This window comes from Tellurirhabdus bombi (genome assembly GCF_021484805.1).
Lineage (GTDB): Bacteria > Bacteroidota > Bacteroidia > Cytophagales > Spirosomataceae > Tellurirhabdus > Tellurirhabdus bombi.
In genome coordinates, this window is record NZ_CP090557.1 from 3608473 (window position 1) to 3629353 (window position 20881).

Below are 20881 nucleotides of genomic sequence, written 5' to 3' on the forward strand. Positions count from 1 at the left end.
CACGGTTGACTTTTTTGTTATCCAGTTTTTGAGAGGGGAAGTAAAACGGTTGGATTACATAGGCAATCTGCGGGTTAAGGGTAAGGGTTAGGAATAGGTTTTATAGAAACTAGCATTGTCTTACTGACACCCTTTGGCACTAATAATAATGCGGGCGTCTACCTCCTGATAACTGGCATTGATTCCCTCACAGACGAGTTTTATTTGCTCGTGCATGGTTTCATCCCCCAGCGAGGCGGTCAGGGCGCAATCTTTCAGAAGTTCTTTATCGTACACAATCTCGATTCCGTAGGCGCGCTCCAAACGTTGCAGGATTTCAACGGCAGGCGTCATTCTGAATTCAAAATTTTCCGTTTTCACCGCCTTGGCAATTAGTTCGGGTTTTTTCACTACGGTTTTTTGAAACACCCCGTCAACCGGCGAAAAATCAACTTGTTGGTTGGGCGTCAGAATAACGCCTTTTACCACAGGACTGTCTTTCTGGCTGTTCTCCTTGTAATCTTTTTCGGCAAACACTGACACTTTCCCAGTCTTGACGGCTACGCGCACCGCCGATGTTCGTGTATTGATGGTAAAGCTTGTCCCTAATACTTTGGTTACTACCCCCTTCGCGTAAACCAGAAATGGTCGCGTTGGCTGCCGACGAACCTGAAAGAAGGCTTCTCCCGTCAGATTGGCCACCCGTTCATCAGCGGCTGATACGTCATACACCAAGCGACTGCCCGGTTTTAGGGTTACAAAGCTGCTGTCGGGTAATTGTATTTTTTTGGAGCTTGTCGTTTGATTGTCAAATACCTGGGCAGTATAAACGGGTACTTTTTCTTCCTTGGCTGCGACTACTGTATTTTGCCGATTACGCCACTGCCAGCTCATCCAGGCTATTGAGCCAAGCAATAACCAGACAGCCGCTGCCCGCCACCACGCCCACCGGTTAGAACGCGTAAACACCGGCTCTTCTTCCTCGTGCTGCTGAACCCGGGCCTGGATTTCCCGGATATCCTGCAAGATCGCTTCGTCCGGTAGGTCCATAAATGGCTTCTCATCCAACAAAAGAAGCAACCGTCGCGCCTCCTGCGTGAGCACCAACCGATCTGGATTTTTCCGAATCCAGGTTTCCCAAAAATGCCGCTCGCTCTCAGAATCGCTTTTCACCCAAGCCTGAAACGACTGATCCAGCGCCAATTCCTCGGGTGTATAATCTCGATACGACTTCATGTGCTTTGCTCTTATACCCAAGAGTTGCAGCAAGTAGCCTTATATACTGATTATTTATAAAAAAATCTTGATTATTTTTTGAAGATTCGAGAAAGAAACACTTTAACGACCTAATAGCCAGTAGCTAAGCAGAAAAACTAAACCCCACAAATGGCGCAACTTACGCAAGGTTTCGTGCAGGAGGTTATAGACCGATTGCCGATTTAAAGACATGAGATCTGCAATCTCGTCGGGACTCAAATTCTGAAAAAACCGCAGGTGGATAATTTCTTTCTGCCGGGGGGGCAGGGCATTCAGCATGGTTTCTAGCTTCGCGGCCTGCTGCCGCGCTTCTTCTTCGGCGATGAGGTATTTCTCAATCGTGAATTCGCTGACAAACAGTTGGTCATTCGTCAGCTCAGTCGAAAAAGAAACCGTTTTCTGCTGGCGTTTTTGGTAGAGCAGGCGATTCCGGACGGCTTTGATGAGATAAAAATTAACGGACTGCACGTTTCGCAGAGCCGCCCGCCGCACCCAGATATCCGCAAAAATTTCCTGCAAACAATCCCGGACAATGTCCTCATCTGGCCAAATGCGTGTGCCATACCGAAACAAGGCTCGGTAGTATCGCTTCATTATTTGCTCAAAGGCCCGCTGATCTCCCTCACACAGGAGTTGCCACAGTACAGGATCATCGGTATGCGAGGCGATCATGAGAAAATACACTATGTTTGGCTGGCGATGCAGTCGCAAACATAGATTTACCTTTTTTTAAATAAAAACTTTATTGCAATTATCCAATTTACTCATTCCCTTTCTAACGACCTGTAAATTCTGATTGGCCACCTTATTTGTACCTCTATTCACTAACATTTCAGAAAAGGAAAGTCTTGAACTCACTTAATCTACCTGAGCGTAGGTAAGTGTAGGTAAGTTAAGGTAATAGAGGTTGCTATTTTTGATTGACAACTCAAAACAAGTCAGAAGTAAGTTTTTTGTGCATTTAAACCAGAACAAATAGATGCTTAGCACCGCTCAAACCTTTAAGCACGTCAGCTACTTGTGGGACGAAACCAAAGCCGCCGAATTGGCTGGCGACGAAGTAGCCCTTTTTATTTATCGCTCTAATTTGCTGGGTGCTGACCTACGTTTGACAAATTACGGCGGAGGTAACACTTCGGTAAAAATCACTGATAAAGACCCACTTACTGGTAAAGATACCGAAGTGATGTGGATTAAAGGTTCGGGGGGCGACATCGGTACACTAACCAAATCGGGCTGCGCGGCTCTTTACGTAGATCGCCTACGGAGTCTGGAAAACGTCTACCGGGGTATTGATTTTGAAGATGCAATGGTTGAATTATTCAACCATTGCATTTTTGATCTATCTTCCAAAGCGCCTTCGATTGATACGCCGCTGCATGGATTTTTGCCGTTCAAGCACATCGATCACCTGCACCCGGATGCGGCCATTGCGATTGCGGCGGCTAAAGACGGCCAGCGCATTACGGAAGAACTGTTCAATGGCGAAATTGGCTGGGTAGGCTGGCAACGTCCCGGCTTCGATCTGGGCCTTCAGCTACGTGCCTGCCTCGAAGAAGCCGCCGCGCGGGGCGTCAAACTGCGGGGCATCATGCTAGGATCACACGGCCTGTTCACCTGGGGTGACACGGCGTACGAAAGCTACGTGAACACGCTGGAAGTCATTGAAAAATGCGCAGAGTATCTGGAGGCGAACTACGGCAAAAATCGTCCAGTATTTGGCGGCCAGAAGCTGGAAAGCCAACCACTTGAAAACCGTCAGAAACAGGCGGCCAGCTTGGCTCCTATCCTGCGGGGTTTCTGCTCGTCGTACCGCACGATGGTTGGTCATTTCACCGACGATGAGCGCGTGCTGGAATTTATCAACTCCAATGATCTGGAAAAGCTGGCTCCGCTCGGAACCTCCTGCCCGGACCACTTTCTGCGGACTAAAATCAGTCCTTTGGTACTGGAACTAGCCCCGGACGCCGACCTATCGGATACCGAGGCGGTGAAAGCTACATTAGCCCCTGCCTTTGAGTCTTACCGTCAGCTTTATACGGAATACTACAATACCTGCAAACACGAGAACAGCCCCGCGATGCGCGACCCGAATCCGGTTGTTATTCTGTATCCGGGCGTGGGTATGTTCACGTTCTCAAAAGACAAGACAACAGCTCGTTTAGCGTCTGAATATTATATCAACGCCGTAAACGTAATGAAAGGCGCTGAAGCGGTTTCGGAATATACGTCTCTGCCCCGTCAGGAAGCTTTTGACATTGAATACTGGCTGCTCGAAGAAGCGAAATTACAGCGCATGCCGAAGCCAAAAGCCCTTTCTGGCCGGGTTGCGCTGGTAACGGGTAGCGCAGGTGGTATTGGCAAAGCGATTGCTAAGAAATTTGCCGAAGAAGGTGCCGTGGTTGTTCTGAACGACATTAATGAAGAACGTCTGGCGGGCGCTAAAGAAGAGTTTATTAAGAAATTCGGTAAGGACGCCGTTTCGACAACGCTTCTTAACGTAACGGATGCTGACAGCATTCTAGCTGCGATGGACGCTGCGAGTCTGGCTTTCGGTGGTGTCGATATTGTGGTTAACAACGCCGGTATCAGTATTTCCAAACCGATTGAAGATCACACCTTAGCGGACTGGGATAAGCTGTACGACATTCTGGTAAAAGGCCAGTTCCTGGTGACGCAGGCGAGTGTGGCCGTAATGCGCAAACAAGGTTTTGGCGGCGATATCGTGAACATCGTTAGTAAAAACGCGCTGGTTTCTGGTCCTAACAACGCCGGTTATGGCTCGGCTAAAGCGGCCCAATTGCACCTAAGCCGGTTAAACGCAGCGGAACTGGGTAAGGACCAAATTCGGGTCAACACGGTCAATCCAGACGCGGTTATTGCCGACTCGAACATCTGGGCTGGCGGCTGGGCCGAAGGCCGGGCTAAGGCTTACGGCATCACGGTGGAAGAACTGCCCGCCTACTACGCCAAACGTACTTTACTAAACGAGGCCATTCTGCCCGATGACATTGCCAACGCCTGTCTGGTTTTCGTGAACGGTATGCTGAAAAAATCAACGGGTAACGTCCTCAACGTTGACGGTGGTGTAGCTACGGCTTTTGTTCGCTAATTATTGTATTGATCTTGCCAGAAGCGTACGGAATCAGGATGTGTTCTTGATTCCGTACGCTTTAAACCCTTTACTTCCCATGCAACTCGAAAATTATCAACTGGCTGATCACAACCAGCAAGGGCTTGATGCTCATAAACGGAAATTGTCGTCCTGGACTGATTCCGTGGCTAATGCCGAAACGATTATTCAAAAATTAATCGACTTTCAGATTGCTATTCCGAGCTGGGCGCTGGGAACTGGCGGAACGCGTTTTGGGCGTTTTCCGGGTGGTGGCGAACCTCGTTCGCTGGAAGAAAAAATTGCCGACGTTGGCTTACTCCACGCCTTGAACCGCGCCAGTGGCGCTATTTCTCTGCACATTCCCTGGGACATTCCGCAGGATCCCGAAGCGATCAAACAGCTGGCTTCTCAGCATGGTTTGCGCTTTGATGCGGTTAACTCGAATACCTTCCAGGATCAGCCCGACGCGCCGCTGAGCTACAAATTTGGTTCGCTGCAACACACGGATGCGGGTGTTCGCCGCCAGGCCATTGAGCACAACATTGAGGTTATCAAACACGGTGTTGCCTTAGGTTCTGACTCGCTAACCGTTTGGCTTTCCGACGGTTCAAGTTTCCCCGGCCAGCTCAATTTCCGCAAAGCGTTCAACCGGACGCTCGACGGTCTGGGTGAGATTTACGCCGCCTTGCCCGACGACTGGAAAATGTTTGTGGAATACAAAGCCTTCGAGCCAAACTTCTATTCGACAACGGTTGGCGATTGGGGCAGTAGCTATCTATACGCCAGCAAGTTAGGCCCCAAAGCCTACACGCTTGTTGATCTGGGGCACCATTTGCCGAACGCCAACATCGAGCAGATTGTGGCCATTCTGCTGAACGAGGGCAAACTGGGTGGTTTTCACTTCAACGATTCAAAATACGGCGATGACGACTTGACGACCGGCAGTGTTAAGCCTTACCAGTTATTCCTGATCTTCAACGAATTAGTGGACGGAATGGACGAACGCGGCATGAACCACGCGACCGGCTTAGGCTGGATGATCGACGCTAGCCACAACGTAAAAGATCCTCTGGAAGATTTGTTGCAGTCGGTCGAAGCAATTCAACTGGCTTACGCACAGGCGCTATTGGTTGACCGGGCAGCCCTGGAAGAAGCCCGCGAAGCCAACGATGTGGTTCGGGCACAGGAAATTCTTCAGGAGGCTTTCCGCACCGATGTACGTCCGCTGGTGGCCGAAGCTCGTTTGCGGGCAGGTGGCGCTTTACAACCTCTGGCTCTGTTCCGGAGTCTTAACATTCGTCAGCAATTAATTAGCGAGCGCGGCCTGAAAACGGTTGCCACTGGTCTATAAAATGAGCGCAATTCCTGTTATTGCCATTTTCGATGTTGGCAAGACCAACAAAAAACTGTTTCTGTTCAACGAAAGCTATGAAATCGTTTGGGAGAACTCAGAGTCGTTTACCGAAATCACGGATGACGATGGTGATCCCTGCGAAGACATCGTTAAGTTGGCCGGCTGGGTAACCTCCTCGCTACAGGAGGTGTTGCAGCTTTCGCAATTTGCCGTTCAGGCGCTGAATTTTTCGGCGTACGGGGCCAGCCTTATTCACCTGGACGAGGAAAGCCGGACAATTGGTTTTTTGTATAATTACCTGAAACCTTTTCCCGCTCACTTGCAGCAACAGTTTTATCAAACATACGGCGAACAGGAGAAAATTGCGCTCGAAACGGCTTCGCCAGCTCTGGGAAGTTTGAATTCGGGACTTATGTTTTACCGGCTGAAATACGACAAACCCAAGTTGTTTCGGCGCATCTGGTATTCTCTGCACTTGCCCCAGTATTTAAGTTACCTGGTGACGCGGCAGGTTGTCTCCGATGTTACCAGCATTGGTTGCCACACCATGTTGTGGGATTATACCAAAAATCAGTATCACGATTGGGTTCGGGCCGAAGGCTTTGACCAGCTCTTTGGCCCGATCTTTACGTCTGATCGGGTGTTAAAAGCCACCTTCTTCGATCATCCGATGAAGGTGGGCGTGGGCATGCACGACAGTTCGGCAGCCCTGATTCCATACCTGATTTCGTTCCAGGAGCCATTCGTCCTCATTTCAACGGGCACCTGGTCCATTAGCCTGAACCCATTTAATACCAGCCCCTTAACGGCAGAGGAATTGCAGTATGATTGCCTGTGTTACCTTCATTATCAAGGCCGCCCTGTAAAAGCTTCCCGGCTGTTTGCGGGGTATGAACACGAACAGCAGGCGAAGCGGCTAGCTGCTCATTTCCAAGTTCCAGTGGATTACTACAAGCAAGTAGCTTATGATCCCGCGCTTATTGATTACCTCCGGCGGTCGCGCCCCGATGCAGGCAATCACTTCGAAAAGGTGAAAGCGCCGCCTTTGCAGGAATCCTTGTTTGGGTACCGCGATCTAACCGTTTTTGCAACGTATGAGGAAGCGTACCACCAGCTTATGCTGGATCTGGTTTCTCAGCAGCTAATTTCGACGGACCTTGTTCTGGAAAATTCGCCCGTTAAACGCATTTTTGTAGACGGAGGCTTCAGTAAAAATCCAATTTACATGGCGCTCCTGGCCCAGGCATTTCCCGAAACGGAAGTTTTTGCGGCTTCGGTTGCCCAGGCCACCGCGCTGGGAGCCGCCCTGGCCATCCATCATCATTGGAACACGAACGATTTACCCGAAAATTGCATTCAACTAAAGCAGTATACCTCAAACGGACCCATTGCACAGTAAACTAATCGTCAGGGCATTACAAAGATTTTCGAATGATAAGGTGAAATGGATTCTCAATGTGCTGGCAGGTTTTACCCAAAACCAACTGCGCGGCGGTTCGGCCCATTTCGGCAAAGTCCGTTGACATTACCGTTATCCCATCCAGCAGAAGTTCTTTCAGCGGAGTTTCGTTGTACGACAGGATACCCACTTCCTGCCCGACCAGATAAGACGTATCTTTAATTTTTTTGATGAGCGCGACGAGATCCTCCTCAATCAAATTTATGTAGACATTTCCCGGCTGAATGGCAGCCTGCCGAATATCGCTAATTACCTTATAATCAAAGTTATGCTCGTAGCAAAACTTGTAAAAGCCATTTAAGATTGCTTTCGGGTGGTAGCTATAGTTGGGGAAAAGAATATTCAGGGTCGTATACTTCCGAAGCAACGGCAGTGCTTCAGCCAGTGCCGTAATCAAATCCTTTTCAAAATTCTGGTAGATCGCGGAGTAGTTTCCTTTCAGACCGTCAATAAACTTGTCCAGAACAACCAGTTTGTGCTTGGGTAAACTGTTTATCAGTTCATTAGCCTGATCGCCACGCTCGAAGAAATGCGAAATGATTACATAATGCGTATAGCCACGCGCATGTTTCAAGAAAATATCCTTAAAAAGCCGAAAATCATTATTGTATACAAAAAAATCCAGGGGAACCTCTGGCCCCAAATGCTCCACAAAGGAGTCGTAAATTATTTTTTTGTGCGCACTTAACTTATTAAAAAGTAGCAGAACCTTGTGGTTGTGGCCTAACTGCGTATAGTTGATGTAGTATCCTTTACCTTGAGTAGCCGTGATAATTTCCTGGTCCTTCAACAGCCTGTACGCTTTTTCAACAGTACGCTTCGCTACGTTCAACTCGGCGGAAACTTCGTGGATTGATGGCAGCTTATCACCAGGAAGAATGTCTTTATGCTCAATTCCCTCAATAATAAAGTTATAAATCTGCCAGTATTTGGGCGTACTCGAATACTCGTTAATACTGATTTGATTCAGCATATTTTTTAGAGAATAGTAACCGATTTTCCTATAAAGGGCAAAAATACGAGGATCATCAGAATTTAAGCCAAGCCATCTATCCCGTAGCTTTGGGTATTCATTCAAATTATGGAGCTGGAAATGTACTAACAGAAGCTGGTGGTGACTTTTCCTGTAGCTCCTTACAAAAAAGGTAAAATTCCCTAAGAATCAGTTTACTTAGCTTTACACCGCACTAGCCTAAAGCTCCCTAATGGGTAGACTTTCGCCGTCCTTTTTTCACGAATCTCTCTTTTTTTACGAATTTCCTCGGGATTATTATAACCTTTTGTGGCGATAAAATATTTTATGAAATTATTTCTGCGCGTTTTAAAACTTTCTTTCTACATTAGCGTATTAATAGTACACAAGTACTACCTATTCATGGCAAATTCTCTATATATCGTAGGCTTACTTTTGAATGCAATCATCCTAGGGTTGATGCTAAGCCGTAAACAATTCAGGCAGCAACCGCGCCTTTTGCTTCTTGTTTTACCCGTTAATCTGCTTATGCTGGTTGGCTCTTTTTCGTATTTATCGAACAGCACTTCTTCAGCGGCAACCCAAATAACACCGGCCACGCACGAAACAAAGGATACTCAACCCACTGTTTCTGACTCGGAAACTGGCCTTGCATTAGAAAAAAAGGATGCTTCAAAGCGTAAATACAAAGCAATTGCCAGCTTCTAAGTAGTTTTTCAATTTAGTTGAATACCTATTTATTAATTGGTGCCTATACATTTAATAGTATTCAGGTAGTTGCTTGCAAAGTCATTCTACTTGTTTTTATACTTCTTTTACCTTCACTTAGTATCTTCTTAATTTTTCCGTTGACTTTGACCGCATCAAAGTGTCAGCAGCTTGCGGAAACTTTGCATTTTTCTTTGCTGCTACTTGATTCGTTTAGTTAATTCTCCCGTTAAAAATTATTTTTAGGCTATAATCATCGTTTTACAGGATATCTCCTTTCCTAAAACCTATGTATAGTCGTCGGTCTTTTTTAAAACATGTTGGTGCGCTTACAGCGGCATCCGTGGCCCTTCCTGGTCTGGCAAATGCGCCGGTTAAGAAAATGTTCTTTGAGATTTCCTTAGCCGAGTGGTCGCTTAATAAAGAACTGAGAAATAAGAAGTTAACCAATCTCGATTTTCCGGTTGTTGCAAAAAAAGATTTTGGAATTGACATTGTTGAATACGTCAACCAATTCTTTCAGGATAAAGCCAAAGATACGGCCTACCTGAATGAGCTTCTCAAACGCTGTAAGGACAATGGCGTTCGCAACCACCTCATCATGATTGATAACGAAGGTGGTTTGGCCGAAACAGACGCAGCAAAACGCAATGAGGCCGTTGAGAATCACAAAAAATGGGTAGAATGCGCTAAATACCTGGGTTGCAAAACCATCCGGGTAAACTCTTTTGGCCGGGGAACGCGGGAAGAAGTCGCCAAAGCCGCCGTGGAGGGGCTAAGCAAACTCGGCGAATTTGCGAAACCTGTAGGCATCAACATCATTGTTGAAAATCACGGAGGTTACTCGTCGGATGGCCAGTGGCTAGCGAATGTCATGAAACAAGTAGGCATGAAAAACGTGGGCACTTTACCCGATTTCGGTAACTTCTGCATTAAACGAAGCGACGGCAGCGAATGGGGCGGCAAGTGCCAGGAAGAATATGACCGTTACCAGGGCGTAACCGAAATGATGCCTTACGCCAAGGGCGTTAGCGCCAAAGCCCACGACTTTGATGCCGCCGGGAACAGCACGGATATCGACTACAACCGAATGATGAAAATTGTCAAAGACAGCGGTTTCAAAGGGATCGTCGGAATCGAATACGAAGGTTCTACTTTGGATGCCTACGAAGGTATTCGCAAAACCAAAGCGCTGCTTGAGCGCGTCGGAGCAACCGTTTAAGGCTTTTACGTGAAGAGTTAGTAAGCCGCTAACTCTTCACGCAACGCGCTATTATTTCAAACTTCCCATTCCTCCGTCCACACCAATTACCTGCCCTGTAATCCAGCTTGCCTGATCCGACAAAATAAATGCGGCCATGGCAGCAATGTCTTCTGGCTTCCCCACCCGACCGAGGGGGTGCCGTTTGTTGGCCGCTTCCCGGCGGTCGCCTTCCAGCAATTCTTCAGCCAAAGGCGTATCCGTCAGGGAAGGTGCAATGGCATTAACCCGAATGCCGTACGTGGCAAACTCTGCCGCTAACGATTTGGCCAACCCTTCTACGGCTGATTTTGCTACCGAAACTGACGTATGCAAGCCAATGCCAACTTTAGCCGCTACAGTACTAAATAGCACCACGCTGGCCATCTTCGACTTTTTCAAAGCGGTGAAGGACCCCTTTATTGTTTCGATAGCGCCCATGACATTGGTCTGAAAATCAGCCTGGTAGTCATCTGGTTGAAGACGCTGAAAGGGTTTTAGATTGATGGTACCAGGACAATAAACCAACCCGTGAAGTTCTTCCGGGAGTTGCGCAAAAGCGTCTCCTAAAGGTTGGGTTACATCCCATTCGATATGGGTAGATTGGATGCCTTCCGGCTGCCGCCGCCCGGCCGTTATCAAGGTTGCCCCCTGTTCCTGTAAAAGCTGGGCCAATGCGTGTCCAATGCCCGAACTGGCACCAACGATAAGGATTGTTTTTCCGGTGAAAGATGACATAAAATCAATAGATTATAGGTTGAATAAGCCAGTAATTCAACTAGCCTTTAACCTATAATCTATTGTCTACCTATAAAGTTGGGCAAGGCGTCGTAATATGTTTTAAAAACTCGCTACGAGTCGCTTCTTCCTTGAATTTACCTCCGTAATAGACCGTCACGGTTGAGCTGGCGATGTCGTTCACTCCGCGTGTTGACACGCACAAATGGCGCGCATCGATCACAACGGCTACGTCTTCTGTTTTTAGTACCTCTCTTAACTCGTTGGCAATCTGTACCGTCAGCCGTTCCTGTACTTGTGGACGCTTCGAGTAATATTGAACGATCCGATTCAATTTTGACAAACCAATAACTTTACCGCTGGACATATACGCCACGTGTGCCTTTCCAACAATCGGGACAAAGTGGTGTTCGCAGGTTGAGTGCACCGTGATGTCTTTCTCAACCAGCATTTCGTTGTACTTATACCGGTTTTCAAACAAGGTTGCCTTGGGCTTGTTCGCCGGATTCAACCCTTTAAAGGTTTCCTGTACGTACATTTTCGCCACCCGCAAAGGCGTTCCCTGCAAACTATCGTCGGTCAGGTCAAGCCCAAGGATGTTCATGATTTCGCGAAAATGCTCTTCAATCAACTCAATTTTGTGCCCATCCGACAACGAAAAAGCATCCTCCCGCAAAGGCGTTTCCAGCGAAGTACCAATGTGTTCATCCCCTAATTCGTCCACGGGAGCCTCATCGTTAAGCGGTGCAGAATAATACCGGTTTTCGTTAGGCGGGATATTCGACGAAGTTCCGTTCGGTTTCATATAAGCGAATTTTTAAATCAAGGGATTCGTTAATGTGCGGGCGTAGTTTGTCGTAGATAACAATGGCGATATTCTCGGCAGTTGGATTGATGTTTTTGAACTCTTCCGTATCCAGGTTTAAGTTTCTATGATCAAACCGATCCGTGACCTGCTCTTTGATGAGGTCGCTCAGCAGCTTCATGTCGTATACATAACCTGTCTTGCTGTCAACTTCGCCCGTCACCTGCACGATCAGTTCGTAATTATGACCGTGGTAGTGCGGATTGTTGCACTTGCCAAAAACGCGCTGATTTACCTCCTCCGTCCATTCGGGATTGTGCAATCGATGCGCCGCGTTAAAGTGTTCTTTTCGAAACACTGCCACCTGTTTTTTCGTACTCATGCTCTACGCAGAAACTCAAAGGTTTCTTATCAGGGATTTATTACTACCAACTCAACTGTCGTCAGAAAGGTTGTCTGCAACACAGCTTGAGCCGTCAAGCGGTAGGGATTAGCCACTGCGCTTTTAGGAAAGCAATTGCTGTTACGCAGGGTTAACACCTCCCCCTTTATTTTGGTTCATTTGTGCCTCTACGCCCTTGTAAGCCGCAAAAAAGAAGATTTTGGAAGAACATTCGCCGGATTTGAAAAAAACACCCAGCTTCGAAAGTAAACAAACTACAATTCAAAACTTTATTCCCTAAAACAACGCTATCTTTGCGTTATGCAATAGTTTTTAAAAAAATTTAATAATGATAAAGTAATAATGAGTGCATGTCTGGTTGAACAGCCTTATATTCATTGTTCCTTTTGATGTTTACTTTAACCAAGCCCATGACGCCTACTGCTTCTCAACCCAAGACCCGCTCCTATCTTGGTCCACTTCTGATTGTTGGTGCCTTATTTTTCATTTTCGGTTTTGTTACCTGGCTAAACAGCGTTCTGATTGCGTTTTTCAAGCAGGCTTTTCAGCTAAGCACCTTTTCGTCCAACCTGGTTGCCTTTGCTTTTTTTATTTCCTACACCCTGATGGCGATTCCATCGTCTCAGGTCTTGAAAAAGACGGGTTTTAAAAACGGCATGTCGGCGGGGCTACTCGTAATGGCTGTCGGAACCTTGATTTTCGTACCCGCTGCCAAGGCTGTTTCGTATCCTTTCTTTCTGGCGGGCCTTTTTCTGATCGGCATTGGCCTGACCGTGCTGCAAACGGCTTCTAACCCTTACGTAACCATCCTTGGTCCCCGCGAGAGTGCCGCCCAACGCATCAGCTTCATGGGGGTAGCCAACAAACTGGCCGGGATTTGCAGCCAGTTGATATTCGGAACGCTCTTTCTCTCCGGCTCCGATTCATCTGTAGGCACCAGCAGCCTCGATAAAGTGGTCGTTCCTTACCTGATCATGACCGGAGTTCTCATTGTTTTGGCCTTGCTGATTCGCTTTTCAACCCTTCCCGAAGTTTCGGAGGAACAAGACGATGAACCGACGGCAGCTACTGTGCCAACTACGCATACCAGCGTGGGACAATTCCCAAATCTGGTACTGGGTGTACTGGCTATCTTCTGTTATGTTGGCGTAGAAGTGATTTCGGGCGACACCATTATCAATTACGGTACGGCCATCGGCTTTACTAATGACGAGGCGAAATACTTCACCACTTATACACTGTATGGAATGTTAGGCGGCTACATTCTGGGAATTTTGCTTATTCCCCGCTACGTCTCTCAACACACCGCCTTACGCTTTGGCACGATCTTAGGCGTTCTTTTGACGGTGGGTTCTCTGGTGACCAGTGGCTTTACGTCGGTTTTATGCATTGCCTTACTGGGTTTTGCCATTGCTCCCATCTGGCCCGCCCTCTGGCCTCTGGCACTCAACCGTCTGGGACGGTTTACCAAAATCGGATCTGCTTTGTTAATTATGGGGATTTCGGGAGGTGCTCTTTTACCGCTTCTGCACGGTTATTTAACCGATACCGTTAGTCCACAGTTAGCTTATGCGCTTTTGTTACCGCTTCTGGCTTATATTCTTTATTACGCCTTTATCGGGTATAAAAAAACAAGTTGGTAACGGTTGAGTTAAACACGAATACCCAATTAACTCACGTATGGATTCCTTAACTGCTTCTACCCCCGGCCGGATTTGCTTGTTCGGCGAACATCAGGACTATCTAGGCTTACCCGTTATAGCGGCGGCCATATCCCGTCGGGTCACCATCACCGGAAGCCAGCGAAAGGACGCCAACGTCATTATTAACTTACCCGACATCAATAGCCGCGAGGAGTTTAGCCTGACGGGCGAACCGCTGGCTTACACGCACCAGCGCGATTATTTCCGCAGTGCTTATAACGTGCTGATGAAACATGGGTTCACGTTCTCGCACGGCGTTGACTGTGAAGTTCACGGTACGATTCCACTCAACTCAGGAACATCCAGCTCTTCGGCGCTGGTTGTTTCCTGGTTGCATTTTCTGGTCGAAACCAGCGACCGGCCCCGCCTTCTGAGCCGCCGCCGACTGGGTGAACTGGCCTACGAAGCCGAAGTGCTTGAGTTTGGTGAGCCGGGCGGTATGATGGATCACTATACAACGGCAATCGGCAATGTGATTTACCTCGAATCGCAGCCGCAACTTTACATTGAAGAACTACACCCTAAGTTAGGTTCCTTTGTCTTGGGCGATTCCGGTGAACCCAAAGACACCTTAACCATTTTGTCCCGACTTCGTAATGAAGTGAATGCATTGGTTAAAAAGCTTCAGGAGGCCAACCCCACGTTTGAATTAGCCACTACTGACACCTTTGAGCTTGACGACTTTGACTCCATGCTCTCCGAGGACGAAAAAATGTTGATCAGGGCCACCGTGTCAAACCGGGATATTCTCCGCGAAGCGCGCCAGGTGCTGGAGGCTGCTGATCTGGATCACATTCGTTTGGGTAATCTCTTAAATCGGCACCAGGCTGTTCTTCGCGACCAGCTTCAGGTATCAACTCCGAAAATCGACAACATGGTAGAAGCAGCCCTAGCTGCTGGGGCGTTGGGCGCTAAAATAAATGGCTCAGGCGGTGGCGGTTGCATGTTTGCGTATGCCCCCGGCCATGCGGCCACGGTTGCCGAGGCGATTGAACGCGTGGGTGGGAAAGCCTACATTGTCAACATCGATCCGGGAACGCTGGCCGAGCCTATGCCGGTGCGCTAAAGTTAGTGTAGAGGCTAACTTCACCCCCTTTTTGAAACGTCTTGGCCGTTTATTTCGTTACCTTTGCAGAAAGATTTCGACGAAACAAAGCAGCCATGCAAGTCCTCTTACCGCACACGGACGCGATCAACAAGCAACTCCTGTACTGCAATTCATTGACCGAGTATTCACGCCGTAAAACAATCACCGTCCAAGTGGGCGACGTTCCACTTGGCTCTGATTACCCCATACGTGTGCAGTCAATGACAACAGTGGATACCATGGATACACTGGGTTCTGTGGAACAGTGCATTCGCATGATCGAAACCGGTTGTGAATACGTTCGGATTACCGCTCCCAGCGTTAAAGAGGCGCAAAACCTGGATAATATTCGGAAGGAATTACGGCTGCGGGGCTACACAACGCCTCTAGTGGCCGATATTCACTTTACGCCCAATGCTGCTGAGCTGGCCGCCCGCATCGTAGAAAAAGTGCGGATCAACCCCGGCAACTACGCCGACCGCAAGCGCTTTGAACACATTGATTATACCGATGCGTCCTACGCGGCGGAACTGGAACGCATTCGCGATAAGTTTTTACCCCTGATTCGGATTTGTAAAGAATACGGTACGGCCATGCGCATTGGTACCAACCACGGTTCTTTGTCGGATCGCATTTTGAGTCGCTACGGGGATACACCCGCCGGGATGGTCGAATCGGCGCTGGAATTTTTGCGTATCTGTGAGGACGAGAATTATTACAACATCGTCCTTTCCATGAAATCCAGCAATACGCAGGTTATGGTAGAAGCTTATCGTTTACTGGCCCAGCGGCTGAACGAAGAAGGCTTAAAGCCGTATCCCTTGCACCTGGGCGTTACGGAAGCGGGCGAAGCCGAAGACGGTCGGATTAAATCGGCAGTCGGCATAGGCACGCTGCTGGAAGATGGCTTGGGCGATACAGTGCGTGTTTCCCTTACTGAAGACCCTGAATTCGAAGCACCCGTAGCCAGCGCCTTGATTCAACGCTATACCCACCGTGCCGAAAAATCTCAGCCAATCCCGTCGGTTGAAACTTATCCAATTGATCCCTTTCAGTATACGCGTCGTAAAACACACGAAGTGGCCAACTTTGGTGGATTAAATGTGCCCCGAGTTATCGCTGATTATTCCCAAATTGCGGTAGCTGACCACGAGCAATTGCGTCCCATTGGTCATTTTTACCTGCCTGTACCCGACAAATGGCGCATGAATGATCTGGGAGCCGATTATGTCTATACGGGTTCCCGGCCAGTCCCATTCATGTTGCCCAACGGGTTGAAAGAAATTCAGGATTATGCCCTCTGGCAATCGGCAGCCGATCAGGTTCATAAGTTTCCGTTATGGACGCCCGCGTCTTTTCTGGCTGCGCATCAGCAAACGGCTGCGCTTCACCCTACCCTTAATTTTGTTAAACTGACCCTATCCGACTGGACGCCAGAGCTAGCGACGGTACTGAAGCAAACGCAACAGGTAGTTTTGATTGCCGCAACGGACAATGAGCACGCCCTGGCTGATATGCGTCGTCTATACGTCGAGTTGATCAATCAGCAGATTACCTGCCCGGTTGTCTCGCTGCGTAGCTTTCCGCATACACAGGGAGATTCGCTGCAACTTTACGCCGCGACGGATTTGGGAGGCTTATTGATTGATGGTTTGGGCGATGGTGTCTGGTTATCTACGGATCAGTTACCGGAGCTTGCCCATGACGAACAGTTAGCAACCGCTGGCCGTTACAACTCCCTGGCTTTCGGCATTTTGCAGGCGGCCCGGACCCGGATGTCCAAAACAGAATACATTTCCTGTCCTTCCTGCGGACGCACCTTGTTTGATTTACAGGAGACAACGGCCACGATTCGCAAGCGGACCGATCACCTCAAAGGCGTCAAAATTGGCATCATGGGGTGTATTGTAAACGGTCCGGGAGAAATGGCGGATGCCGATTACGGCTATGTAGGCATTGGCAAAGACAAAATTGCGTTGTATCGAGGCCAGCAGGTTATCAAAAAATCGGTTCCGGCTGGACGGGCTGTAGATGAGTTGATCGAACTTATTCGGGAAGATGGCCGTTGGCTAGAACCTGAAACGGTATTGAACGAAGAAGTAGCCCAATAAGGTTATATAGTAGTATTTCAATCATTATTTAACTCGCGCCGGCGATCCGGTAATTTTATAATGGCTCGTTTTGTAGACTATTTTAAGATTGGCGAAGTATTTCAGTACTTTTTCCGCGTTTTTCGCAAGCCTGATCCCGCCGCACCAACCAACGTAAACCTCCGCATGATGCATGGAATCAACCGAATTTCCATTATCATGTTTCTAATTTGTATTACTGTGATGATTGTCAGAGCAATAATGCGATGAACATTGAATCGCTTCGGGAGTATTGTTTGAGTAAACCAGGCGCTTCGGAATCGCTTCCTTTTGGCGATGAAACGCTGGTTTTCAAGGTTGGGGGAAAGATTTTTGCCCTTACCAGCCTAAATGATAATCCGCTATCTGTTAATTTAAAATGTGATCCAGAACGAGCCGTCGAACTTCGTGAGCAATACGATGCTGTACGACCGGGTTATCACATGAATAAAAAACATTGGAATACCGTATTAATCAACGGTACTTTTCGGCTAGCCGAGTTACAAGATTGGATTGACCATTCGTACGACCTTGTCAAAAGAAGCTTGCCAAAAGCCATTCAGGCAGGTTTGGAAAATCAGTGAAAACTGGTTTACCTACCCAATTTTGATTATTTCGTTATCTGCTGTAACTGACTTTGTAAAATGGAAGTAGCGTTATTGCTCCTATTAGTCATTCCTTATCTGGTTATTCGCTATTTCGTTATTGATCACGATACGCAGACCGATAAAGATCGTCAACGCTTTAATCAGGGAATTCAACTTATTCAGAAGCATCAGTTCTCGGAGGCTTTGCTTTATTTTGATCAGGCCGTTGTGCAGCATCCGAAATCAGCGGTGGCCTACGCTTATCGGGGTAGATGCAACCTGAAACACGCCAATTATTATTCGGCTATTTATGACCTAACCCATGCGCTCAGTCTCGACAATACGATTGCTGACGCTTATGTGGATAAGGGCATTGCTTTCTATAAGCTGGAAATGAATCAGGATGCTTTCCGGGAATTTGATAAAGGCGTGTGGCACCAGCGCGGGCAATCGCCAGATGCGTTTCGTTGGCGAGCTTTGGCCCGGATTCAACTTCAGCAGCTTCCTCAAGCCGAAAACGATTTAAAACGAGCCGTGGCGTTGGGAGACGAAAATGCCGCTTTTTTACTAAACCAACCGCCCTTTTCCCGAAAAGTTCTTTTTTAAAAACAAAATCGGATGGCAATCGCCTGGCCCGATAAAGCCTTTCGATTACCATCCGAACTGTCGTTTTAGTTTATCTTAACTTAGCGACCTGGTCTGCATTCCGCTTCGTATCCAGGTTAGCTGCTTTAGCCAGCTCCAGCGATTTCTGCGCCGCTTTCAATCCTTCCCCTTTCTTGCCACCACGACGGTAAACTTCCGCCAGCTCAAAATACAAATCAGCCTGATCTTTCGAGTTTTGTGCCTGCGGTAAGACTTTGTTAATCCAGCGCACAACCGTTGGCCCATCACTGGCATCGGGACTTTTCGCGTTAAACAAACGAACAATATACAAGTATTCCGGCACCGAAAAATTGTACTGCGCCGCGTGAGTATCCATTCGCTGGGCTGCTTTAGCGGCATCTCCGGCGTGGAAATGCGCATTTACTTCCATTAACAACGTCCGATTGGAAGCCAGTTGCGGAGTATTTCCAATCTGGATGAGTTGCTCGCGAATCTTGATGATCTTGGCGACTGGAAACTGATTGCCCCGGCTGCTGTACAAAGACGACAATATGATATTCTCGGCCACTTCTTTCGCCCGATCCGCACCATACTTTTTGTACTGATCCAAGTGAGTAATAAAGTATTGCGCCAGCGGATTATCAACGTCGAGCATCAGCTTTTGCAACACCAGCCAGTTGGTTTCATTGGCGTACGTATTGGCCGGCACCTGGCGGGCGTAGTCATTCATCAGCCGGAAATTCGTAACTGTGTCAGATGTCACCCGCGCAAACATGGCGTAGTCAATCAAAAAGTTTGTCGAGCGGTCGCCGCTTTCGTAGCGTTGCTGATAAGCAACCGCCCGCCCCTTTGGCGACATGGCATTCTGCCCGTGCCGGATAACTTCATCCGCCGAATTATTGCTGATGGCCATATGAATCAGCTCGCCCTGCGGACTGAAATACAGGAACAAAGGCAGTGACGGCACGAAGATCTTTTTCTTTCTTAGAAAATTGACTACCTCCTTGGAAGCTACATCGAACTTGGCCGAAACAAATTTTTCGTTGTAATACCTGCCAACCCGGCTCTCGGCAAACGTAGGTACAAAACCCTGGCAAACGTGGCAGGTAGGCGAATATATTTCGACAAACAGAGGCTTCTTCGCTTTACGAGCAGCATCAAGAGCGGCCGCTACCGGAATTTGTTTGAACTGTACACCGCCCTTGCCTTTCGTCTGGGCAAACGCTGTGGTCACTACTAGCCAGCTAAGAGCCAGAATTGCAAGTAATTTCTTCATTCAGTAATTCTAAAAAGGCTAACCGTCTCTAAAAACTAGTGTCCGTTTGGTTGCTGTTGCTGGGATTTGTATTCTTCTTCTACCCGCTTGCTCATAATCCGGCAAATGTTGTCGATTTCGTTGGCCATCTGCTCATCGCCCGTAGCCGTGGTCATCATATCAGCCAGACTACCAATTACTTCAATGCAGAACCGCTTCATGTCGGTCACTTCCATGTCTTTCGTCCACAGGTTCAGACGGAGTGTATTCCGGTGGTAATGATCCCAAATCGCTACGGCAATGGCTTTGGTATCGCTCAACCCTTCGTTTGGATTATCCGTTGCGTTCCAGTAAATTTTTTCCGGGATATTCTGATTATCTAACTCTACGGTAAAATGAATATCTGACTTTTTCATGCTGCAAAAATTTAATAAACGAAGAAACCCCGCCAACCCATCGGCGGGGTTTTAAAGCCCTAAATTACGGCTTTTTCACAAGCGGGACATCGCTAGTTAACAAAAATGCCGCAATCGACTTCTGAGAAATTTACTTTCTCTCTTTTACTGCTTGCTAAATACCTTACGCAGCAGATCGTTTACGCGGGCAGCTGGATTTTCCCGGATATTCTTTTCTTCGTTAGCAATCAAGGTAAACAATCCATCTACCGCCTTAGTCGCTGCGTAATTTGTCAGGTCTGGATTTGCTTTTTTGGTAACCAGAGGCAACTTATTGTACGTATTGACCAGGTCTGAATAATAGCGGGTTGTGTTATTTTTTTTCAAAGTGCTATCAATTACCGGGGTAAATGCCTGCATTAACTGGCTGGTCGTCGTTCGTTTCAGGTATTGCGTAGCGGCATCATCCTGGCCCCGCAAAATACCAACCGCATCCTGAATGGTTATTGAAGTCAGGGCATTCAAAAAGATGGGTTTTGCTTTTTTAGCCGCATCTTCCGCCGAACGATTCAACGATAAGATAAATTGATCGACCTGTTTCCCGAGTCCAACTTTCCGCAAGGCAGCTTCCACTTTTTGCGCTTCGGGCGGCATCAGCAACTTGATGGCGGCATTTTTAAAATATCCGTCCTTTTCCGACGCTTGGTCCGAACCCTTGCTGATTCCGATTCGTAATGCTTCTTTCAAGCCACTGGCAATATCATCGTTAGATAAGGCTCCGGTAACAACAGGAGCTACTTTTTCCAGAAAGCTACCAAATTTGCTTTTCTTTTCAGGCTGGGTAGAATCTGTTTGTGCATGCCCAGTCAAGCTAACGCTTATCAGAAAACTAAAAATAATTCCGATTTTTTTCATGAAGAGATCGTTGTAAAATGAACTGTGATGGAGTGGCACGGGCAAAATCGTTTTTTTCTGTACTTTTGACCCGAGTCCTCCGTTTGTAACTACGCCCAAAGTTCGGCGGTTGTTACTTATTAGACGCCGATAGGACGAAAAAGTTAAGCCGACAAACCTAAAAACGGCTTATT

General features: G+C 47.7%; 20 protein-coding genes. 11 read left to right on the forward strand and 9 right to left on the reverse strand.

Translation table 11 applies throughout. The features are described 5' to 3' along the window. Positions 1 to 120: 120 nt before the first annotated feature. Positions 121 to 1215, reverse strand: coding sequence for a FecR family protein (locus L0Y31_RS15355; protein ID WP_234733957.1), 1095 nt, complete (start codon positions 1213 to 1215; stop codon positions 121 to 123). Between the two features lie 102 nt (positions 1216 to 1317). Then, complete coding sequence (locus L0Y31_RS15360; protein ID WP_255772857.1) at positions 1318 to 1908, reverse strand: RNA polymerase sigma factor; 591 nt, start codon at positions 1906 to 1908, stop codon at positions 1318 to 1320. Positions 1909 to 2215: 307 nt separating this feature from the next. On the opposite strand from L0Y31_RS15360, the gene L0Y31_RS15365 reads away from it, so the two are divergent. The 3 genes from L0Y31_RS15365 (at position 2216) to L0Y31_RS15375 (ending at position 7104) form a co-directional block, all read left to right on the forward strand. Then, on the forward strand, positions 2216 to 4348 hold the full coding sequence (locus tag L0Y31_RS15365) for a bifunctional aldolase/short-chain dehydrogenase (protein ID WP_234733959.1): 2133 nt from the start codon (positions 2216 to 2218) through the stop codon (positions 4346 to 4348). Between the two features lie 79 nt (positions 4349 to 4427). After that, positions 4428 to 5702 (forward strand): sugar isomerase, encoded by a 1275-nt coding sequence (locus L0Y31_RS15370; protein ID WP_234733960.1) that lies wholly within the window; start codon positions 4428 to 4430, stop codon positions 5700 to 5702. Between the two features lies 1 nt (position 5703). Continuing rightward, on the forward strand, positions 5704 to 7104 hold the full coding sequence (locus L0Y31_RS15375; protein WP_234733961.1) for an FGGY-family carbohydrate kinase: 1401 nt from the start codon (positions 5704 to 5706) through the stop codon (positions 7102 to 7104). 16 nt (positions 7105 to 7120) lie between these two features. Here L0Y31_RS15375 and L0Y31_RS15380 read toward each other — a convergent pair whose 3' ends face one another. Next, complete coding sequence (locus tag L0Y31_RS15380; protein WP_234733962.1) at positions 7121 to 8137, reverse strand: GntR family transcriptional regulator; 1017 nt, start codon at positions 8135 to 8137, stop codon at positions 7121 to 7123. Positions 8138 to 8464: 327 nt separating this feature from the next. Here L0Y31_RS15380 and L0Y31_RS15385 point away from each other — a divergent pair, with 327 nt between their 5' ends. Continuing rightward, complete coding sequence (locus L0Y31_RS15385; RefSeq protein ID WP_234733963.1) at positions 8465 to 8845, forward strand: hypothetical protein; 381 nt, start codon at positions 8465 to 8467, stop codon at positions 8843 to 8845. A gap of 289 nt (positions 8846 to 9134) precedes the next feature. Next, positions 9135 to 10067 (forward strand): TIM barrel protein, encoded by a 933-nt coding sequence (locus L0Y31_RS15390; protein ID WP_234733964.1) that lies wholly within the window; start codon positions 9135 to 9137, stop codon positions 10065 to 10067. A 51-nt stretch (positions 10068 to 10118) separates the two neighbouring features. Here the strand turns inward: L0Y31_RS15390 and L0Y31_RS15395 are convergent, their stop codons facing one another. From L0Y31_RS15395 to L0Y31_RS15405, 3 genes are all read right to left on the reverse strand, one after another. Beyond that, positions 10119 to 10823 carry an SDR family NAD(P)-dependent oxidoreductase gene (locus tag L0Y31_RS15395; protein WP_234733965.1) on the reverse strand — a complete coding sequence of 235 codons (705 nt, stop codon included), beginning with the start codon at positions 10821 to 10823 and terminating at the stop codon, positions 10119 to 10121. Positions 10824 to 10893: 70 nt separating this feature from the next. After that, complete coding sequence (folE, locus tag L0Y31_RS15400; RefSeq protein ID WP_234733966.1) at positions 10894 to 11628, reverse strand: GTP cyclohydrolase I FolE; 735 nt, start codon at positions 11626 to 11628, stop codon at positions 10894 to 10896. Next, positions 11591 to 12010 carry a 6-pyruvoyl trahydropterin synthase family protein gene (locus L0Y31_RS15405; RefSeq protein ID WP_234733967.1) on the reverse strand — a complete coding sequence of 140 codons (420 nt, stop codon included), beginning with the start codon at positions 12008 to 12010 and terminating at the stop codon, positions 11591 to 11593. The genes folE and L0Y31_RS15405 overlap by 38 nt, the downstream gene beginning before the upstream one ends. A 431-nt stretch (positions 12011 to 12441) precedes the next feature. On the opposite strand from L0Y31_RS15405, the gene L0Y31_RS15410 reads away from it, so the two are divergent. From L0Y31_RS15410 to L0Y31_RS15435, 6 genes are all read left to right on the forward strand, one after another. Beyond that, positions 12442 to 13674 carry a sugar MFS transporter gene (locus L0Y31_RS15410; RefSeq protein ID WP_234733968.1) on the forward strand — a complete coding sequence of 411 codons (1233 nt, stop codon included), beginning with the start codon at positions 12442 to 12444 and terminating at the stop codon, positions 13672 to 13674. Between the two features lie 37 nt (positions 13675 to 13711). Beyond that, complete coding sequence (locus L0Y31_RS15415) at positions 13712 to 14800, forward strand: mevalonate kinase family protein (protein ID WP_234733969.1); 1089 nt, start codon at positions 13712 to 13714, stop codon at positions 14798 to 14800. 95 nt (positions 14801 to 14895) lie between these two features. Beyond that, complete coding sequence (gene ispG / locus L0Y31_RS15420; RefSeq protein ID WP_234733971.1) at positions 14896 to 16932, forward strand: (E)-4-hydroxy-3-methylbut-2-enyl-diphosphate synthase; 2037 nt, start codon at positions 14896 to 14898, stop codon at positions 16930 to 16932. Positions 16933 to 16992: 60 nt separating this feature from the next. After that, positions 16993 to 17181, forward strand: coding sequence for a DUF6728 family protein (locus tag L0Y31_RS15425; RefSeq protein ID WP_234733972.1), 189 nt, complete (start codon positions 16993 to 16995; stop codon positions 17179 to 17181). Next, entirely contained in the window at positions 17178 to 17534 is a 357-nt protein-coding gene (locus L0Y31_RS15430) for an MmcQ/YjbR family DNA-binding protein (protein WP_234733973.1), read from the forward strand. The genes L0Y31_RS15425 and L0Y31_RS15430 overlap by 4 nt, the downstream gene beginning before the upstream one ends. A gap of 60 nt (positions 17535 to 17594) precedes the next feature. Further along, positions 17595 to 18143, forward strand: a complete 549-nt coding sequence (locus L0Y31_RS15435) for a tetratricopeptide repeat protein (protein ID WP_234733974.1) — start codon at positions 17595 to 17597, stop codon at positions 18141 to 18143. 70 nt (positions 18144 to 18213) lie between these two features. Here L0Y31_RS15435 and L0Y31_RS15440 read toward each other — a convergent pair whose 3' ends face one another. The 3 genes from L0Y31_RS15440 to L0Y31_RS15450 all read right to left on the reverse strand — a co-directional run bounded on the left by L0Y31_RS15440 (position 18214) and on the right by L0Y31_RS15450 (position 20708). Beyond that, on the reverse strand, positions 18214 to 19419 hold the full coding sequence (locus tag L0Y31_RS15440; RefSeq protein WP_234733975.1) for a thioredoxin family protein: 1206 nt from the start codon (positions 19417 to 19419) through the stop codon (positions 18214 to 18216). 35 nt (positions 19420 to 19454) lie between these two features. Continuing rightward, complete coding sequence (gene gldC, locus L0Y31_RS15445) at positions 19455 to 19814, reverse strand: gliding motility protein GldC (RefSeq protein WP_234733976.1); 360 nt, start codon at positions 19812 to 19814, stop codon at positions 19455 to 19457. Positions 19815 to 19958: 144 nt separating this feature from the next. Then, complete coding sequence (locus tag L0Y31_RS15450; RefSeq protein WP_234733977.1) at positions 19959 to 20708, reverse strand: DUF4197 domain-containing protein; 750 nt, start codon at positions 20706 to 20708, stop codon at positions 19959 to 19961. Positions 20709 to 20881 lie beyond the last annotated feature (173 nt).

Coding starts and splice junctions, on each gene's coding strand:
- L0Y31_RS15355 (WP_234733957.1), bottom strand. CDS start 1,215: ATGAAGTCGTATCGAGATTATACACCCGAGGAATTGGCGCTGGATCAG.
- L0Y31_RS15360 (WP_255772857.1), bottom strand. CDS start 1,908: ATGATCGCCTCGCATACCGATGATCCTGTACTGTGGCAACTCCTGTGT.
- L0Y31_RS15365 (WP_234733959.1), top strand. CDS start 2,216: ATGCTTAGCACCGCTCAAACCTTTAAGCACGTCAGCTACTTGTGGGAC.
- L0Y31_RS15370 (WP_234733960.1), top strand. CDS start 4,428: ATGCAACTCGAAAATTATCAACTGGCTGATCACAACCAGCAAGGGCTT.
- L0Y31_RS15375 (WP_234733961.1), top strand. CDS start 5,704: ATGAGCGCAATTCCTGTTATTGCCATTTTCGATGTTGGCAAGACCAAC.
- L0Y31_RS15380 (WP_234733962.1), bottom strand. CDS start 8,137: ATGCTGAATCAAATCAGTATTAACGAGTATTCGAGTACGCCCAAATAC.
- L0Y31_RS15385 (WP_234733963.1), top strand. CDS start 8,465: ATGAAATTATTTCTGCGCGTTTTAAAACTTTCTTTCTACATTAGCGTA.
- L0Y31_RS15390 (WP_234733964.1), top strand. CDS start 9,135: ATGTATAGTCGTCGGTCTTTTTTAAAACATGTTGGTGCGCTTACAGCG.
- L0Y31_RS15395 (WP_234733965.1), bottom strand. CDS start 10,823: ATGTCATCTTTCACCGGAAAAACAATCCTTATCGTTGGTGCCAGTTCG.
- folE (WP_234733966.1), bottom strand. CDS start 11,628: ATGAAACCGAACGGAACTTCGTCGAATATCCCGCCTAACGAAAACCGG.
- L0Y31_RS15405 (WP_234733967.1), bottom strand. CDS start 12,010: ATGAGTACGAAAAAACAGGTGGCAGTGTTTCGAAAAGAACACTTTAAC.
- L0Y31_RS15410 (WP_234733968.1), top strand. CDS start 12,442: ATGACGCCTACTGCTTCTCAACCCAAGACCCGCTCCTATCTTGGTCCA.
- L0Y31_RS15415 (WP_234733969.1), top strand. CDS start 13,712: ATGGATTCCTTAACTGCTTCTACCCCCGGCCGGATTTGCTTGTTCGGC.
- ispG (WP_234733971.1), top strand. CDS start 14,896: ATGCAAGTCCTCTTACCGCACACGGACGCGATCAACAAGCAACTCCTG.
- L0Y31_RS15425 (WP_234733972.1), top strand. CDS start 16,993: ATGGCTCGTTTTGTAGACTATTTTAAGATTGGCGAAGTATTTCAGTAC.
- L0Y31_RS15430 (WP_234733973.1), top strand. CDS start 17,178: ATGAACATTGAATCGCTTCGGGAGTATTGTTTGAGTAAACCAGGCGCT.
- L0Y31_RS15435 (WP_234733974.1), top strand. CDS start 17,595: ATGGAAGTAGCGTTATTGCTCCTATTAGTCATTCCTTATCTGGTTATT.
- L0Y31_RS15440 (WP_234733975.1), bottom strand. CDS start 19,419: ATGAAGAAATTACTTGCAATTCTGGCTCTTAGCTGGCTAGTAGTGACC.
- gldC (WP_234733976.1), bottom strand. CDS start 19,814: ATGAAAAAGTCAGATATTCATTTTACCGTAGAGTTAGATAATCAGAAT.
- L0Y31_RS15450 (WP_234733977.1), bottom strand. CDS start 20,708: ATGAAAAAAATCGGAATTATTTTTAGTTTTCTGATAAGCGTTAGCTTG.